We start from the raw sequence: 16,611 nt of genomic DNA, 5'->3' as shown, positions 1-16,611 counted from the left end.
GCCACCGCGTCCTCCCCCCGTCAGAGAAGGTCGTCCCGATGGGCCACGGCCGCGGCCTGGGTGCGGGAGGCGACGCCCAGCTTCGACAGGATGTTGGAGACGTGCACGCTGACCGTCTTCTGCGCGATGAACAGCCTCTCGCCGATCTCGCGGTTGGGCAGCCCCTCGGCCACCAGGGCGAGCACCTCCCGCTCGCGGGCGGTGAGCGGCGCCGCCCGCCCGGGGGCCGATCGCGCAGGGACCGGTCGCGCAGGGGCCGACCTCGCGGAGACCGGGACCGGCTCCTCGCCGGCCGTGGACGGCGGCGCGGAGAAGCGCGCCCTGCGGCCCAGCTCGGCCAGGGCCGCGCCGAGCGGTTCCGCGCGCAGGGACGCGGCGGCCTCGACCGCGAGCCCCCACTCCTGCTGCGCCCCGGCGCGGTCCCCGGCGGCGAGCAGCGCCTCGGCCAGCCGATGGCGCGAGCGCGCGACCTCGTAGACGAACCCGAAGTCGAACGCCTCGACCACCGCGCGCCACGCCGCGACGTCGAGGCGGCCGTGCGCGCGGTGCCACTCGGCCTCGGCCCTGGCCAGCCAGGCCAGCCCTTCGGGCCCGAGCGGCCCCCGGCGGACGGACCCGGGGCCGATGGCCGCGGGCGTCCTGGCCCGTTCCAGGAAGGCGTCGGCCTCGCCGGGACGTCCCAGCTCGGCCAGGGCCCACAGGGCGGTGCTGCTGAGGCGGATCGCGGCGGGGTCGTTGACCGGAAGGCCCTCGATCGCCGCGCGGGCGTGTTCGAGGGCGACCTCGGCCTCGCCGTGCCACAGGGCGTGCTCGGCGGCCAGGCCGCGGGTCATGGCGTTCACCAGGGGGTCCCTCTGGCAGAAGGGCTCCAGCCACGACAGGCGCTCCTCGACGACGGGCAGGCCCCTGGCGACCTCGACGAAGAGCGCGAAGGACGACAGGAGCGCCTCGGCCGGGGTGCCGACGCGGACGGCGAACCCCGAGGCGACCTTCTCGGCCGCCTCCCACTCCCCGGCGACGTAGTGGACGAGCAGGCGCAGGAAGCGCAGGTCGGTGCCGAAGGTGCTCCACTTGAGCCCGCTGTCGTAGGCCAGCCGCAGCCCCCGGTCGGCGCTGACCGCGGCCTCGGCGAGGTCGCCGTTCTCGTACTGGACCCGGGCCTGGGTGAAGATGGCCCGCAGGTCGACGGCGAGGTTGCCGGAGCTCTCGGCGGTGGCGCAGGCGAGCAGTTCCTTGGCCCGGGGGATGTCGTCGGCGAGGGCGGCCAGCGCGGCGAGCGTGATCAGCGCGCTGGTCTCGGCGTCGGCGGCGCCGCTCGCGCGGGCCGTCTCCAGGGCACGGCCGGCCATGGCCTCGACCTCGTCGTGCCGCTCGCTCCACTGCAGGGAACGGGCATAGGTGGCGAGCGCGCGGGCGAGCACCGGCCCGTCGGGGGCCGCCTCGACGGCGGCGTGCGCGGCGGCGATCGCGCCCTGCTCGTCGTCGAGGTCGGTGAGGATGTACGACAGCCGCTCGTTGATCTCGGCGGAGGGCGGGAGCCGCCGCAGCTGGGAGATCGCCCGGTGGTTGTCCCCGCTGTCGGCCGCTGCGGTGGCGCTGCGGACCGCCAGGCTCACGTGGTCGATCCCGGCCCGGTCCTCGGCGTCCGGCACCCGGTCCCACAGGCCGAGCGCCCGGTCGAAGTGGCGGTGCGCCTCGGCGGGAGCGCCCAGCCGCTCGGCCCTGCGCCCGGCCTCCACGGACGCGGCCAGCGCCTCGGGCAGGTCGTGCCCGGCCAGGTAGTGGTGGGCGAGCTCGGCCGCGGACCCTCCCCGGGCCGTCAGCAGGCGGGCGAACTCCCCGTGCATCCTGGTCCGCTCGCCGGGCAGCAGGTCGTTGTAGACGGCCTCCTGCAGGAGCGCGTGCCGGAAGGCGTAGCCGTAGTCCCCGTCGGGCTGGAGCAGGCCGCGCGAGACGATCTCCCGCATGGCCTCCTCGAAGGCCAGGTCCTCCAGGCCGGAGGCCCGCTGGAGCAGGTCGTGGTCGGCCCGGCGGCCCGCGACGGCCGCGCCGCGGAGCACCTGCTGCGCCGGGTCGGAGAGCAGCTCGGTCCGGGAGAGCAGCAGACCGGCCAGGCCTTCGGTCATCGAGGAGCCGTCGGAGGCGGCCTCCAGCAGTTCCTCGGCGTAGAACGGGTTGCCCTCGGCCCGGTCGACGACCTCGCCCATCACGCGGGGGTCGGTGCCGCCCAGCGCGGCGAGGTAGTCGGTCATCTCGTGCCGGTCGAGGGGCCCCAGCTCCACCGACGTCACCGAGGGCAGGCGGTTGAGCTCGGCGAGGACCCGGCGCAGCGGATGGCGCCGGTGCAGGTCGTCGGTGCGGTAGGTGCCGACGAGGCAGACGCGCTCGGTCTGCAGCATCCGGCTGAGGAAGACCAGCAGGTCGCGGGTGGACTGGTCGGCCCAGTGCAGGTCCTCCAGGACCAGCAGCACGGGTTGCGCGGACAGGAAACCGAGCACCGAGCCGAAGAGCTGCTGCTGGGTCAGGCCGGAGGTGCTCTCCATGCCGGGGTCGGTGCCTCCGGGCAGCAGCCTGCCCAGGACCGGCCGCGCGTCGAGCGCCGCGCGGAGCTCCCCGCGCGCCGAGCGCAGGGCGTCGGCCAGCGGAAGGTACGGCAGGACGTCGCCGAGTTCGGCGCACTGCCCGATGAGCACGGCGAATCCGGCCGAGGCGGCCCGCTCCGCCAGCTCGGCGATCATTCTGGTCTTGCCGATGCCCGCGTCGCCGCCCAGCAGGGCGACCCCGGCCTGTCCGGCGGCGGCGGCGTCGAGCACCGCGGTCAGCCGATCGAGCTCCCTCGATCTGCCGATCAGCGCGCTCCGCCCGCTCCGCCACCCCACGTCGGCGAGTATCCCATGCTGCTCCGGCACTCACCGACCCCCACCGGCGGCGTCGCCGGAGGACGGGCCGGGCCGATTGGTCCGCTGAAGCGCCCGCGCATTGGTCCTGACCGTGGCAGGCCGCGCGGTCCTAGGGTCGAGGCATGATCTCCCCGTCCACATTACTGATCTTCGCGCTGGCGTCCCTCGCCCTGGTGCTGATACCGGGCCCGAACCACATCTACATCATCACCCGCGCGGTCTCGCAGGGCCGGGCCGCGGGCGTGGCCAGCGCGTTCGGCGTGGAGGTGGGCACGATGGTGCACATCGCGGCCGCGGCGGCCGGTCTGTCGTACGTGATCGCGCAGTCCGCCACCCTGTTCAACGTGATCAAGTGGGCCGGTGTGGCCTACCTGGTGTACCTGGGCGTCCGGGCGCTGACGAGCAGGCAGGAGCTCGCGGCCGGACAGGCCGTGCCGCAGCCGCTGCGGTCGGTCTTCCTCGAGGGCGTCGTCGTCAACGTGCTCAACCCCAAGGTCATCCTCTTCTTCCTGGCCTTCCTCCCGCAGTTCGTGGACCCCGAGGCGGGCGCGGTGCCGTTGCAGATCGCCGTCCTGGGCGGGACCCTGCTGCTGCTGGGACTGCTCTCCGACCTGATCTACGCCCTGAGCGCGGACGCCCTCGGCAGGCGGCTGAGGACCAGGTCGGGCGTGCTCGGCAACCTCAGCGGGGTCGTCTACCTGGGGCTGGGGCTCGCGACCGCGCTGTCGGGCCGCTCCACCTGACGGGACGGCCCGGTCAGGGCGTGCGGGTCCCGCCCGCACCGGTCGACCTGGTCGCACAGGTCGCCCAGCAGGCGGGCCAGCGGGCCGGGGGCGGCCAGGACGCCGAGGTGTCCCCGCCGGGGGATCAGGATCAGCCGCCCGTCGCGGCAGGCGCGGAGGAAGTCGCGCTCCTGCGACCGGAACGGATCCCTGGCGCCGTTGACCAGCCACACGCGTCCCGGGTACGAGGCCAGCGCCGCGAGCTGGTCGTGGCCGGAGACCGCGTCGACGACCTGGGGCAGCACCTCGCTGGAGAGCCCTCCCGCCACCGCCGCCTCCCCGGCCGGGCCGGGCAGGAGACGGCGTAGCGCGAGCGCCCCGAGCCGGTCGGCCAGGGCCGGGTCGCGGGCGGCGAGCGAGGCGGCGAACCGGTAGAGGCGGACCATGGCCGGGTTCCGGGCCGTGCACCCCATGGCGACCAGCCCGGCCACCCGTTCCGGGAGACGTCCGGCGGCGGCGATGCCGACGTATCCGCCGAGCGAGAGACCGGCCACCAGGGCGCGGCCTCCCACCGCGTCCACGGCGTCGGCGACCGCCGAGACGGCCGCGTCCATCGTGAACGGCTCACCCCTGCGGGTGCCGTGGCCGGGCAGGTCGGGCGCGGTCGCGGGGCGGTCCAGGCGGGAGATGACCGGGTCCCACATGGTCGCGCTGACCCGGACGCCGTGGACGAGGACGATGGGGAGCACAGGGGACATGGCGGACCTCCAAGGTCTCCGGGGCTCGGGGGCTCCGGACACCTCGATTAGAACACAACGCACCGTTGCGTTGCTATGGTGGGCGCATGGCACCGCGCAGCGAACGGCAGATCTTCCGGGCGACCCTCGAACTCCTCGCCGCCAGGGGGTACGAGGGCCTGACGGTCGAGGGGGTGGCCGAGCGGTCCGGGGTCAACAAGACGACGATCTACCGGTGGTGGCCGTCCAAGGCGGCGCTGCTGGCCGCCGCGCTGGTCGAGGCCGACCTGCTCGCCCTGGAGCCGCCCGACACCGGCGCCCTCAGGGGGGACCTCGAAGCCCTGGTCGAGGGGATGGTCGCCCTTCTGACCCGTCCCCCGGCCTCCGACGTCGCGGTGGCCGCCCTCGGCGCGGCCGTCCATCATCCCGAGCTGGCCGAGGCGTCCCGGCGGTTCTTCGCCGACCGGTTCGCGCGGGAGGCCGCGGTCTTCGAGCGCGCGCGGCGGCGCGGCGAGCTGTCCGCCACCGCCGACCCCATGCTGATCATGGACCTGCTCGCCGGGGCGGTCTGGTTGCGCGCGATCTTCCGGGGCCTGCCCCTCGGCGAGGGTTTCCCCGCCCAGGTCGTGAGCGCCGTCCTGGACGGCTCGGCCACCCGCTGAGGCCGGACGGACCGCCCACGAAGGACGACTCCCGGAAGGGCAGGGCCCGGTCAGGCGGACAGCGCGCCCGGGATGCGGTCCAGGATCGGGTAGGGCATCAGCCCGTACGCGTAGAAGTCGACCGCGTCGGCGCCCGCCGCCCGTACGGCGCGGACCTTGGCGGCGAGCCGTTCCGCCGAGTCGGTGTCGGGGAGGCCGGGACGCAGCACGGCCCGCAGTTCCCTGTCCTTGCCGGTCGAGCGGCGGTAGGCGACCACGTCCTCGGCCACCCTGCCCGCGTCGCGGGCGTAGGCGAGCACGCCGAGCGAGGGCACCAGGTCGCCCAGGGCGACCAGGTCGACGCCGAGCTGCCAGGAGTCGTGCGCCGCCAGCCCGGAGGAGGGCAGGCCGTCGTTGTAGCCCTTGACCGCGCCGGTGGCGTCCAGGAAGACCAGCCTCGAACCCTCCGCGGTGACGGCGGTGGAGACGTCGGAGACCAGCGAGGTCACCGTCTCCGAGCGGGCCCGCGCGTAGGCGACCACCTCGGGGCCCGCGTACGCGGTCAGCGCCGCGCGGGTCACCTCGCCCTGCGCGGGCGGGGCGCCGTCGAGCACCGCGCCCACGATCCTGGAGCACTCCTCCCGCGCCACCTCGGCGTTGACGCCCAGGTCGGCGGCGCGGCGCATGCAGAAACCGCAGAAGCACAGGCCGAGCAGGAACGTGTCCATCGGCCCGAGCGGGACGAAGCTGCGCTCGTGGTGGTAGCCGTGGCCGAAGGTGCCGAAGTGCAGCGCCTCGGCCACCACGCTGTCGACGCCCTGCCTGGCCACGGCCCGGCCCAGCGCCACCGCGTACAGGCGCACGTCCGGGTGGGAGGGGCACAGGTCCGCGGGCGAGCCGCGGTCGCCGAAGCAGTTGCGCACGGTCACGTCGGGTTCGGCCAGGCCGAGCGTGGTGTTCTGCAGGAAGACGGTCCAGCCGTGCAGCGCCAGCCCGCGCTCGGCGGTGGCCTCGCGGAGCGCGGCCAGCGGCTCGTCGGCGGCCCCGTCCTGGAGCGGCGGGACCAGCCGCAGCTCGTCGAACAGGTCGGCCGGCGGTACGAAGTGCGCGCCGTCCCTGCGGACCGTCACCCGGGCGCGGCCGTGCGGGGTGACGTCGCGGGCGCGGTGGTAGGCCGCGGCCACGGTCACCCCCCGCACCCCGTACCCGGTGATCCGGTCGAGGACCGCCTCCATGCCCTCCCCGCGTACGTCCTCGACGTAGACGTATAGCGAGCTGTCCAAGCCGTCGCCCTCCCTGGAACCGATCGGACCCTAGCGCGGCCGGTGGGCCACGAAGTCGATCTCGACGAGGATGTCCATCAGCTCCGAGCCGACGGTCGTGCGCACCGGGTAGGGGCGGGTGAAGTAGGACTTGTACGCCTCGTTGTAGGCGGCGAAGTCACGCTTGAGGTGCTGCAGGTGCACGGTCGCCTTCACCACGTCGTCGAAGCCGAGCCCGTGCGCGGCGAGGATGGCGCCGAGGTTCCGCATCACCTGGTGGGTCTGCTCGGCCACGTCGGTGCCGACGACCTCGCCGGTCTCGGGGCTCAGCGGCCCCATGCCCGAGGTGTAGACGAAGTCGCCGACCACCAGGCCCTGCGAATAGGCCCCCACCGGCGCGGCTCCCTCGTCGGTCCGCAGTTCCTGCTTGGCGCTCATCTCACAACACTCCTCAACGATGGGAAGGACGGGACATCGGGAATCAGAAAAAGGTGTTCAGCAGGCCGACGACGACGTGGTCGTCGTCGACCACGGGCATGACCCGCCACTTGTCGAAGGCGGTGCACGGGTGGGAGATGCCGAACGACACGAGGTCGCCCGGCCTGACCGGCGAGCCCGGCGCGAGCCGCAGGACCGCGTGCTGGTCCTGGACCTTGAGCACGGTCGCGTCCGCGACGGCCCCGCGCGGGATCGGCAGGCCCTCGTCGAAGGGCGCGTCCCGCTTGCCGAACCCGACCACGGCCAGGCCGGGTTCGGGAACGCTCAGCACGTGCGCCCAGATCTCCAGCGCCGCGCGCAGCTCCCCGTCCATCCGGGTGTACGGGGTGCGCTCGCGGTAGTAGCCGTCGTCGTGGGAGACGTAGGCGCCGCTGCGCAGCATGACCCTGGCCGGGCAGGTGACGAGCTCGCGGCCGATCACGTCGAACCACTGGCTGCCGCCCACCGACAGGATCGGGTCGCGGACCCGCAGGTGCTCCAGCGCCTCCAGCAGCCGGTGCAGGTAGGCCCGGACCTCCCCGGCCGAGCCCAGCGAGCCCTCGTACCCGGCGACGCCCGCGAGCTCCACCCCGTCGGCCGCCTGTGCCGCCGAGGCGACCTCCAGCAGGTGCTCCAGGGTGCGGCTGCCGCCCCGCCCGCCCGGGTGGCCCAGCTCGGCCAGCACCCGGAACGGCCTGGTCCCGGCGTGCCGGGAGAGCGTCTCGACCCCGGCCGTCGAGTCGACGAAGCACAGGAACTCGAACGTCTCGTCCGCGGTGAGCTCTGCGGCCAGGGCGTCGAGACCGGCCGGGTCGAAGACCTGGTTGGCCAGCACGATCCTGGGGACGCCGAACTCGCGCAGGGTGAGCGCCTGGCTGGGGGTGGCGACCGTCATGCCCCACGCGCCCGCCTCCAGCTGCGCCTCGATCAGCTCGGGCGACATGGTGGTCTTGGCGTGCGGGGCGAAGATCATCCCGTACTGGCGGGTGAAGGTGGCGAGGGTGGCGATGTTGTGCTCCAGCGCGCTCCGCCGGGCCACCATCACGGGGAAGGTGAACGCCCCGCCGAACAGCGACGTCCCCACGGCCCTGCCGGGGTCCACGATCCCCTTCACGTCCCCGCCCCTCCCTGTGCTCGCCCCGGGATCCCGGTGGCCGATCGGCCGCCGATGTCCGGGCATGGGAGATCACGTCCCCCTCGTTCGCCCTGAGGACCCTATCCTCACGGCGCCCCCTTCGGGGACGAGTCTCACGCACGTCTCATCGGCGGCCGGGCGCCGCCGCGGGCGCGTCTCAGGGACGCAGCGCCCTGCCCGGGGTCGCTCCGGTGAGCAGCCCTCCGGCCAGGACCGGCACCCCGGAGACGAGGACGTCGCCGACCCCCGCCGCCAGGGCGCGCGGGGCCGCGTAGGTGGCCAGGTCGGCGACCGCCCCGGCGTCCAGGACGACCAGGTCGGCGACCTGGCCGGGACGGACGAGCCCGCGGCCCTCGAGGCCGAAGCGCCGGGCCGGGTGCGAGGCGAGGTGGACGGCCGCCTGCTCCAAAGTCCAGTCGCCGGTCTCGCGCACGTGGTGGCCGAGCATCCGGGCGAACGCCCCGTACGCGCGGGGGTGCGGGTGGCCACCCACGTAGATGCCGTCGGAGCCGCCGGTGTGGGCCGGGTGGCGCAGGATCGCGCGGACCGACTCCTCGCCGCCCGCGCCCTCGTCGGGACGGGCCACCACGCACCCGGCCTCCAGCCGGGTGTCGATCAGGATCCTGCGGCAGAACTCCCCCGGCTCCAGCCCGGCCCCGGAGGCGGCCTCGGACAGGGTCAGCCCCTCGGCCCACTCGGCGCCGGGCACGTGCGAGAAGGTGATCCTGGGCCAGAGCGTCTCGTCCCACTCGACCGGCCGGGTCTGGAGCATCTCCAGCGCGCGGTCCGTGTCGGCGGCGGGGACCCACCCGGGCAGCGCGACCATCGCCAGGATCGTGCTGCCGCGCAGGTAGGGGTAGGTGTCGAAGGTGACGTCCAGCCCGCGCAGCCGGGCCTCGTCGACCAGCGGCAGCAGCGTGGCGGCCGGGCCGTGGTAGTGCGAGACGTGCACGGCCGCGCCCGAGCGCCGGGCGATGTCGGCCACCTCGGCCATCCCCTCCGGGGCCGACGCGCCGTACCCGCGCATGTGCGTCACGTACGGCAGGTGGTCCAGCGGGGCGCACAGGGCGGCGATCTCGGCGGCGTCGGCGTAGCGGCCCGGGGCGTACTCCAGGCCGGTGGAGAGCCCGACGGCCCCCTCGGACAGGCCGCGCTCGACGCGGGCCAGCATGGCGGTCAGCTCCCCGGCCGAGGCGGCGCGTTCGGCCGCGCCCATCACGTCGTGCCGGATCGTGCCGTGCGGCAGCAGGTAGGCGGTGTTCAGCGCGGTGGCCCGGTCGTAGCCCGCGAGCAGCTCCGCCACGCCGAGCGGCCCGTCGGCCAGCGGGTGGGAACCGTTGATCGCGGCGAAGTACCGGGTGACGTAGGCGAAGGTCTCCTGGGTGGTGCACGGCGCGTAGGAGAGCCCGTCCTGGCCGAGCACGAACGTGGTCACCCCCTGCCGGAGCGCGGCGAGCTGCACGTCCGGGTCGAGGACGAGGGCGTCGCCGTGGACGTGGCAGTCGACCAGGCCGGGCATCACGTGGCGTCCGGCGGCGTCGACCGTGGTCGCGGCCTCGGCGCCGTCCAGGCGGCCCACGGCGGCGATCCGGCCCCCGGTGACGCCGACGTCGGCCCGGTGGGCAGGGGCCCCGGTGCCGTCCAGCACCAGGCCACCGCTGATCAACACGTCGAACGACATGCCCGGATTCAATCATCCGCGGGGTGCCCGGCACAGCGGAACGCCCCGTTACCCGCCCGTCTCCCGGACCGTGCGTCCCCGCCCGCGGGCCAGGTCGTGCCCGTCCCCGGGGCCGGTCGCACCCGCCTCACCCGGGAACACGGATCTTCCACCGCTTGACGAGGGATGGTAGGAATGGTGGCATCTTTCACTAGTTAGGAACCTTTCCTAACTAGATGATCGAAGAGAGGGCACCCCCTGTGCATGCGAGACCGCGTCTCCGACACCCCTCGACCGTCCTCATCCTGGCCCTGGCCTCGGCGCTGATCGCGTCGATCTTCGTCCTGGTGGCCCCGCCCGGCTTCGCCGCCGACTCCCTGCTCTCCCAGGGACGCCCGGCCACCTCGTCCTCGAACGAGGACGGCACGCTGCTCCCCGCCGCCGCCTTCGACGGCTCCACCGGCACCCGCTGGGCCTCCGCCGAGGGCCACGACCCCGAGTGGCTCCGCGTCGACCTGGGCGCCTCCGCCACCGTCTCCAGGGTCAGGCTGCTCTGGGAGGCCGCCTACGCCACCTCGTACCGGATCGAGGTCTCCCCCGACGGCTCGGCCTGGACGCAGGTCTACGCGACCACGACCGGCAACGGCGGCACCGACGACCTGACGCTCTCGGGCACCGGCCGTTACGTGCGGATGTACGGCCTGTCCCGCGGGACCCCCTACGGCTACTCGCTGTACGAGATGGAGGTCTACGGCACCCGGGGCGGCGCCACCCCGACGCCGACGGTCACCCCGCCCCCCGGCGGCCCGGCCGTGCCGTTCGGCTCCCACAGGATCCCGTACGCGGCCGGGACGCTGCGCCCGAGCGGCCCGGTGGCCGCGCTCGACCAGAAGGTGATCGACTACTACCGGGCCTGGAAGGCCGCCTTCGTCAGGCAGAACTGCGGCAACGGCTGGTATCAGATCATCTCCCCCGACGCCGACCACCCCTACGTGGCCGAGGCGCAGGGCTACGGCATGGTGATCACCGCCACGATGGCCGGCGCCGACCCCGACGCGAAGAAGATCTTCGATGGCCTGGTGAAGTACGTGCTGGCCCACCCGTCGTCGATCACCCCCGGCCTGCTCGCCGCCGAGCAGAACGCCGCCTGCCAGAGCGTCAACGGCGGCGACTCGGCCACCGACGGCGACCTCGACGTCGCCTACGGCCTGCTCCTGGCCGACCGGCAGTGGGGCAGCTCGGGCACGTACGACTACAGGAAGCTCGCGATCGACCACATCAACGCCATCAAGGCCGGTGAGGTCAACCCGACCACCAAGCTGATGAAGCTGGGCGACTGGAGCAGCGCGGGCGACCGGTACTACTGGATCAGCCGCTCGTCGGACTGGATGATCGACCACTTCCGGGCGTTCCGGAAGGCCACCGGCGACACGACCTGGGACACCGTCCGCGTCAACCACCAGAACCTGATCGCCTCCCAGCAGGCCGCCCACGCCCCGAACACCGGCCTGCTGGCGGACTTCGTGGTCGACACCGACACCACCCCCAGGCCCGCCCCCGGGCAGGTGCTGGAGGACGCCAACGACGGCCGGTACTGGTGGAACGCCTGCCGCGACCCGTGGCGGATCGGCAACGACGCGGTGACCAGCGGTGATTCCAGGTCGCTGGCGGCCGCGCGCAAGCTGAACACCTGGATCAAGGGCAAGACCGGCGGGAACCCGGACAACATCGCGATCGGCTACTCGCTCAACGGCACCCAGATCTCCGGCGGCAGCGAGCCGGCCTACTTCGCCCCGTTCGCGGTGGCGGCGATGACCGACCCGGGCAGCCAGGCGTGGCTGGACGCGCTGTGGACCAAGATGGTCAACACCCCGTTCACCGCGAGCGACTACTACTCGACCAGCATCCAGCTCCAGGTCATGATCACCGTGACCGGCAACCACTGGGTCCCCTGACCCGCACCCGCCCCCGCGCGGACGCGGCCCCCGCCTCCCGGGCGGGGGCCGCGTCCTTTCGAACGGGCCGCGTCTCCTCGAACCGAACGGGCCGCGTCTCCTTCACCGAGCGCGTCCGGTCGGACGGGCCGTGTTCCGTCGGACGGGCCGCGTCCTCTCGGACGGGCCGCGTCCGCGCGGCGGTCAGTACTGGGAGGGGATCTCCGACCGGGAGACGGTCTGCGGGCACACGACGCCTTCGAGCACCGGTCTGCTCGCCAGCAGCTCCCTCGCCTGCCCCCGCGCCAGGTTCCAGCCGTTCCAGGGGTCGGGCCCGGCCAGGTCGTTGGCGGCCACGACGTCCCGCAGAACGCAGCTGCGGGCCGGTTCGGGCAGCCGGTCCAGCGCGGGCACCGCCTCCGCCCCGAGGTCGCCCAGGTAGTCCAGGTCCACCCCGGCCGGGCCGCGTACGGCGATCTGGGTCTCCGCGACCCGCAGGTCGGGGTTCCACAGCGCGAACGCGAGCAGCGAGACGCTGGTCATCACCACGAGGGTCCTGGGCAGCCAGTACGCCTGCCCGCGCCCGACGAGCCGGGCCGCCCCCGCGGCGAGGACCAGGGCGAAGACCCCGCCCAGCCACCACACCGTCGCGGCCACCGAGGCCCGCAGCCGGGAGAGGCCGTAGGCGTCGGCGTACAGGCCCAGGCGGTGCAGCGCGGAGACCAGGACGACCAGGGTCAGCACGCACAGCAGCCCGAGCAGACCGGCCATCAGCCACCGGTCGAAGCCCTTCAGCTCCAGCGCCCCCGAGGCGACCGCCACGATCGCCAGCACGAACACGCTCACCACGACGAGCTGGAAGAACCCCGAGCGCGCGTACTCGGCGTAGGTCAGGCCGGTGGCGGAGACCACCCATCGGGTGCTGCCGAACAGCACGGTCAGCTGCATCCCCACGAACGTGGCGAACAGCAGGTTGAGCGCGGTCAGCGGGAGCACCCACAGGATGCGGCCGGCCGCGACCTTGAAACCCGGCGTGCGCGGCTCGGCCACGGGCCGCAGGCCGACCAGCACCGCCGAGGCCACCGTGGCCGCGAAGACCACGAACAGCACGATCCGCAGCGGCATGGACTCCGCCCAGTCCTGCACGCTCAGCACCCGCTCGACGGCCTCGGCGAAGACCGCGTCCGCCGAGGCGAACAGCGCCCCGAACACCATCAGCAGCACGACGGTCAGCCCGCCCCCGACCAGCAGGGGCATCACCCGCCCGCGGGCCGCGAGAGCCCTCAGCCGGGGACCGAGGAACCACGGCACCGGCAGCAGTCCCAGGATCACCGACGCGCCGCCCCTGAGCACCCCGAACCAGCCGCGACCGGCTCCCGACAGGGCGAGCGCGGCCGTCAGGAACCCGGCCAGCGACACCACGCCGACCAGCCAGTCCGCGTCCCTGAACAGCACCGTGACGACCAGGCCGTAGGCGATCGCCGCCAGCGCCACCGACCAGGGGGTGATCCGTCGGCGCACCGCGGGGAACACCGCCGCCCCCATGGCGACGGCCACCAGCACGAGCCCCAGCCCGGCCCTGCTGTACGGCACCGCGACCGCGGCGAGCAGGCCGACGGCGGCCGACGCCGGGAGCACCCAGCGGGGCGTGTCCGGCAGATCCGGCCGGGGCAGGATGGGCGGCGCCTCGTAGCCTCCCGCCCCGCGCCCGCCCGGGGCCCCCGCCTGCGTCCGGGCGGGGACCGTCACGCCCGCGGTCCCCGGGTTCGCGCCCGCCTGGCTCGTGCCCACCTGGCTCGTGCCCCTCGGGTACGGGGTCCCGGGCGTCGTGGTTCCGGGATTCGTGGTTCCGGGGCTCGTGGTTCCCGGGGTCGTGCCTCCCGTCCTGCCCGCGGCCCCCGCTTCCGCGCCCGTGGCGCCCGTGCTCCCGCTCGCGGGCCCCGTCGCGCCCTGCCCGGCCGGGACCCGCCTCGCCACGGCGGGCACCGCCACGGCCCCCTGGACCTGGTGCCTGTCCGGAAGCCGCTCATGGACGGCGAGGGGGTCGTTGAAGGAGGTGGTGGCGCCGAGGACCGTACCGACGAACCCGCCGCCCACGAACAGGACGGCGGCGGCCATCATCCCGAGCATCGAGTCGATCCCCGACATGGCGATACCGACGACCATGGCGCAGAGCCCTCCCGCGACACCACCGAGGAAGACCCCGAGGAACGCCCCCGCCCAGTTCCGCACCACGACCTGTTGCGGACGCGCGTCCCCGCTCCGGACCAGGACCGGCTGCGGGGGGTACGGCGGGACTCTCGACGGTGACGGCGACGGCGACGCCGGGGACGCCGTCGGCCGAGCCGGTTCGTCCCCCTCGTCCGCCCCTCCCGAACCGCCGGACCCGTCCGGGCCACTCGGGCCACTCGGGCCACCCGGACCACCCGGACCAGCCGGACCAACCGGACCAACCGGACCAGCCGGGGCAGCCGGGGCACCCGAACCACTCGGCCCATCCGAGCCACCAGGGCCGCCCGGCTCACCGGAACCGGAGCCGGAGCCGCCCGACGAACCCGATGAGCCCGCCGTGCCCGGGTCACCGGACGTAGCCGGTCCGTCCGGGCCACGGGATCCGGCGGAACCGGCCGTTCCGGACGATTGGGGAAGCCCGGACGACCCGAACGGAACGGGTGGGCCGTCCGGCTCCGGAGGTCCGCCCGGGGGCGTGCCGTCCGCGGGACCCCGGCCCGGAAGAACGGGCGCGAGGGGACCGGCGCCCCCGGCCACCTGCCCCGGCCTCCCCTCCCCCGCCTCCGCGACGGCAGCCTCCGAGGCGGGCGACTTCACGACGAGCGACTCCACGACGGCCGACTCCGGGGCGGCCGGTTCCGGCACGGACGGTTCCACGACGAGCGACTCCGAGGCGGTCGGCTCCAATGCGCGGGAGGTGCGCGACGGGGCCTCCCGGGCCGGAGGCTCCCCGGTGGAGGGCACCCGGGCCGAGACCCCGGTGCCGACGGGGCCGTGAGCGGGCGAGCCCTGGGCCGGGGAAGACGGGGAGGTCATCTCGATCCTTTCCGGGAGGTCGGTCACCACGTGGCAGCCGACACCGTCCTCGACGCGAATGGAGCCGCCGTGCAGCTCGACGATCTCCTTGGTGATGGCCAGACCCAGCCCGGCGCCGCCGTCGTCGGCGGCCCGTCCGGCGTCCAGCCGCGAGAAGCGCTCGAACGCCCGCGTCCGGTCCTCGGCCGCGATGCCGGGGCCCTGGTCGCTCACCCGCAGCCGGACACCGTCCCCGGAGGCCGCCGCCGCCAGGACCACCACCCCACCGGCGGGACTGTGCCGTACCGCGTTGTCCAGCAGGTTCGCGAGGACCTGCGCGAGCAGGTCGGGGTCGGCGCGCAGGCTCAGCCCCTCGGGGACCTCGCAGCGGGCCGTGACGCCCTCCCTGGCCAGTACGGCCTCGCGCAGGGCCTGTTCGCACAGCGGGCGCAGCTCGACGTCCTCGCGCTCGATCAGGCGGGCGCCGGACTCCAGCCGCGACAGGTCCAGCAGCTGGGCGACCAGCCGCCCGAGCCGCTCGGTCTGCGCGAGCGCCGTGCCCAGGGTGACGGGATCGGGATCGGAGACCCCGTCCACCACGTTCTCCAGTACGGCCCGGAGCGCGGTGATCGGCGTGCGGAGCTCGTGGCTGACGTTGGCCACCAGCTCCCGGCGCTGCCGGTCCACCTCGCCCAGGTCGGCGGCCATCGCGTTGAAGGCGCGGGCCAGCTCGCCCACCTCGTCACGGGAGGTGGCGGTGACGCGCAGGCCGTACCGGCCCTTGGCGATGGTCTGCGCGGCGGCGGCCATCTCGCGCAGCGGCTTGGTCATTCCCCGCGCGAGCAGCTGCACCATGATCAGCGCGAACACCGCGGCCACCGCGACGCGCACGTCGCGCGAGTATCCGGCGTTGATGCCGACCTCGTTGACGACGAACGCCGCCACCACGGCCAGCAGGATCACCATGCCGAGCTTCGCCTTGATCCGGCCGAGGAAGTCGAGGGGTCTCACTGGTCGGCGCATCCCGATGTCGAAGTGATGGGTGTACATGGGTTCGAGTGACGACGGGGACGATCGGTTCTCGCCCGTTCGCGGGCACCGGCCCAGGACGCCGGACGTGCCCACGCCGCCTGCCGCGCTCCGGACGCCGTCGGCCGCCCGCGGGACGCCGCCTGCCGCGTTCTGGACGCCATCGGCCGCGCTCGGGACGCCGTCGGAGCGCGCGGGCGCTCACCCGCGGCCCGGCCCGTGCCGCGCGGTCACGGCTTGACGAGGGCGTAGCCGACACCGTGGACGGTACGGACGATGCCGGGCCCCAGCTTGCGGCGCAGGGCCCGGACGTGGCTGTCGACCGTGCGGGTGGCCGCGGCCTCGGAGAAGCCCCAGATGTCGGTCAGCAGGCGTTCCCTCTCGAAGACCTGCCCGGGGCGTTCGGCCATGCGGCAGAGCAGGTCGAACTCGGTCCTGGTCAGCTGGGCCTCGGTGCCCCGCACGTAGACCCGGCGCTCGGCGGTGTCGATCTCGACGTCGGCGACGCGGATGACCGTGTCGTCCACGGCGAGCTGTGAGGCCCGCTCGACCCGGCGCAGCAGGGCGTGCACCCGGGCGACCAGCTCGCGCATGCTGAACGGTTTGGCCATGTAGTCGTCGGCCCCGACCCCGAGCCCCACGAGCAGGTCGGTCTCCTCCCCCAGCGCGGTGAGCATGAGCACCGGCACCGGCCTGGCCGCCTGCATCCGCCGGCACACCTCCAGGCCGTCGAGACCGGGCAGCAGGCGGTCCAGCACCACCACGTCGGGCCCGGTCCTCGCGTAGGCGGCCAGCGCCGCCTCCCCGTCCCCGGCGATCTGCACGTCGAAGCCCTCGGCGGCCAGCCGGTGACGTACGGCCCGCGCGATCGTCTCGTCGTCCTCGACCACGAGGACGCGTCGTTGCTGAGGGGTTGCCATGCTCGGCAGCGTAGACCGCGGCGGTGCAGAAGACCTGGGGGGAATTGTGAAGGTTTCGCGCACGGCCCGGCCGTCGGCGCCGCCATGCCCGGACACCCCCCGTGCCGGTCGTGACGGATTTTACCGACCGGTGAAAATCTTGACCGATGCCTGAAAACCGTCGCTTG

Annotated in this window: 11 protein-coding genes; 3 read left to right on the top strand and 8 right to left on the bottom strand. The window is 74.3% G+C overall.

What is annotated here, in order from left to right; all coding sequences use genetic code 11:
• Window positions 1-20: 20 nt before the first annotated feature.
• Window positions 21-2,909, bottom strand: a complete 2,889-nt coding sequence (locus ACZ6RT_RS12360; protein ID WP_470153419.1) for a helix-turn-helix transcriptional regulator — start codon at window positions 2,907-2,909, stop codon at window positions 21-23.
• Between the two features lie 113 nt (window positions 2,910-3,022).
• On the opposite strand from ACZ6RT_RS12360, the gene ACZ6RT_RS12355 reads away from it, so the two are divergent.
• Complete coding sequence (locus ACZ6RT_RS12355; RefSeq protein WP_470153417.1) at window positions 3,023-3,643, top strand: LysE family translocator; 621 nt, start codon at window positions 3,023-3,025, stop codon at window positions 3,641-3,643.
• On the opposite strand, the gene ACZ6RT_RS12350 is transcribed toward ACZ6RT_RS12355, so the two are convergent.
• Window positions 3,595-4,380 (bottom strand): alpha/beta fold hydrolase, encoded by a 786-nt coding sequence (locus ACZ6RT_RS12350; RefSeq protein ID WP_470153415.1) that lies wholly within the window; start codon window positions 4,378-4,380, stop codon window positions 3,595-3,597. The two genes, ACZ6RT_RS12355 and ACZ6RT_RS12350, sit on opposite strands and share 49 nt — an antisense overlap.
• A gap of 86 nt (window positions 4,381-4,466) precedes the next feature.
• On the opposite strand from ACZ6RT_RS12350, the gene ACZ6RT_RS12345 reads away from it, so the two are divergent.
• On the top strand, window positions 4,467-5,021 hold the full coding sequence (locus ACZ6RT_RS12345; RefSeq protein WP_399187677.1) for a TetR/AcrR family transcriptional regulator: 555 nt from the start codon (window positions 4,467-4,469) through the stop codon (window positions 5,019-5,021).
• Between the two features lie 50 nt (window positions 5,022-5,071).
• On the opposite strand, the gene ACZ6RT_RS12340 is transcribed toward ACZ6RT_RS12345, so the two are convergent.
• The 4 genes from ACZ6RT_RS12340 to ACZ6RT_RS12325 form a co-directional block, all read right to left on the bottom strand.
• Window positions 5,072-6,283, bottom strand: coding sequence for a hypothetical protein (locus ACZ6RT_RS12340; protein ID WP_399187679.1), 1,212 nt, complete (start codon window positions 6,281-6,283; stop codon window positions 5,072-5,074).
• 30 nt (window positions 6,284-6,313) lie between these two features.
• Window positions 6,314-6,700, bottom strand: coding sequence for a Rid family detoxifying hydrolase (locus tag ACZ6RT_RS12335; RefSeq protein WP_399187681.1), 387 nt, complete (start codon window positions 6,698-6,700; stop codon window positions 6,314-6,316).
• Window positions 6,701-6,743: 43 nt separating this feature from the next.
• Entirely contained in the window at window positions 6,744-7,853 is a 1,110-nt protein-coding gene (locus ACZ6RT_RS12330; RefSeq protein ID WP_470153412.1) for an alanine racemase, read from the bottom strand.
• A gap of 178 nt (window positions 7,854-8,031) precedes the next feature.
• The gene (locus ACZ6RT_RS12325) at window positions 8,032-9,555 is read right to left on the bottom strand and encodes an N-acyl-D-amino-acid deacylase family protein (protein ID WP_470153410.1); all 1,524 of its coding nucleotides are present in this window, start codon (window positions 9,553-9,555) and stop codon (window positions 8,032-8,034) included.
• 239 nt (window positions 9,556-9,794) lie between these two features.
• On the opposite strand from ACZ6RT_RS12325, the gene ACZ6RT_RS12320 reads away from it, so the two are divergent.
• Entirely contained in the window at window positions 9,795-11,489 is a 1,695-nt protein-coding gene (locus tag ACZ6RT_RS12320; protein ID WP_399187688.1) for a glycosyl hydrolase family 8, read from the top strand.
• A gap of 183 nt (window positions 11,490-11,672) precedes the next feature.
• On the opposite strand, the gene ACZ6RT_RS12315 is transcribed toward ACZ6RT_RS12320, so the two are convergent.
• Window positions 11,673-15,545 carry a DUF4153 domain-containing protein gene (locus ACZ6RT_RS12315; protein ID WP_470153408.1) on the bottom strand — a complete coding sequence of 1,291 codons (3,873 nt, stop codon included), beginning with the start codon at window positions 15,543-15,545 and terminating at the stop codon, window positions 11,673-11,675.
• Between the two features lie 209 nt (window positions 15,546-15,754).
• Window positions 15,755-16,444, bottom strand: a complete 690-nt coding sequence (locus tag ACZ6RT_RS12310; RefSeq protein WP_399187692.1) for a response regulator transcription factor — start codon at window positions 16,442-16,444, stop codon at window positions 15,755-15,757.
• Window positions 16,445-16,611 lie beyond the last annotated feature (167 nt).

Source organism: Streptosporangium sp. NPDC050148, assembly GCF_055586505.1.
Note: the sequence above shows the minus strand (reverse complement) of the source record. Positions and strands in the feature narration are given on the sequence as shown.

Excerpts from the sequence above, each read along its gene's own strand:
- ACZ6RT_RS12355 (WP_470153417.1), top strand. The coding sequence starts at position 3,023 with ATGATCTCCCCGTCCACATTACTGATCTTCGCGCTGGCGTCCCTCGCC.
- ACZ6RT_RS12325 (WP_470153410.1), bottom strand. The coding sequence starts at position 9,555 with ATGTCGTTCGACGTGTTGATCAGCGGTGGCCTGGTGCTGGACGGCACC.
- ACZ6RT_RS12350 (WP_470153415.1), bottom strand. The coding sequence starts at position 4,380 with ATGTCCCCTGTGCTCCCCATCGTCCTCGTCCACGGCGTCCGGGTCAGC.
- ACZ6RT_RS12310 (WP_399187692.1), bottom strand. The coding sequence starts at position 16,444 with ATGGCAACCCCTCAGCAACGACGCGTCCTCGTGGTCGAGGACGACGAG.
- ACZ6RT_RS12315 (WP_470153408.1), bottom strand. The coding sequence starts at position 15,545 with ATGTACACCCATCACTTCGACATCGGGATGCGCCGACCAGTGAGACCC.
- ACZ6RT_RS12335 (WP_399187681.1), bottom strand. The coding sequence starts at position 6,700 with ATGAGCGCCAAGCAGGAACTGCGGACCGACGAGGGAGCCGCGCCGGTG.
- ACZ6RT_RS12345 (WP_399187677.1), top strand. The coding sequence starts at position 4,467 with ATGGCACCGCGCAGCGAACGGCAGATCTTCCGGGCGACCCTCGAACTC.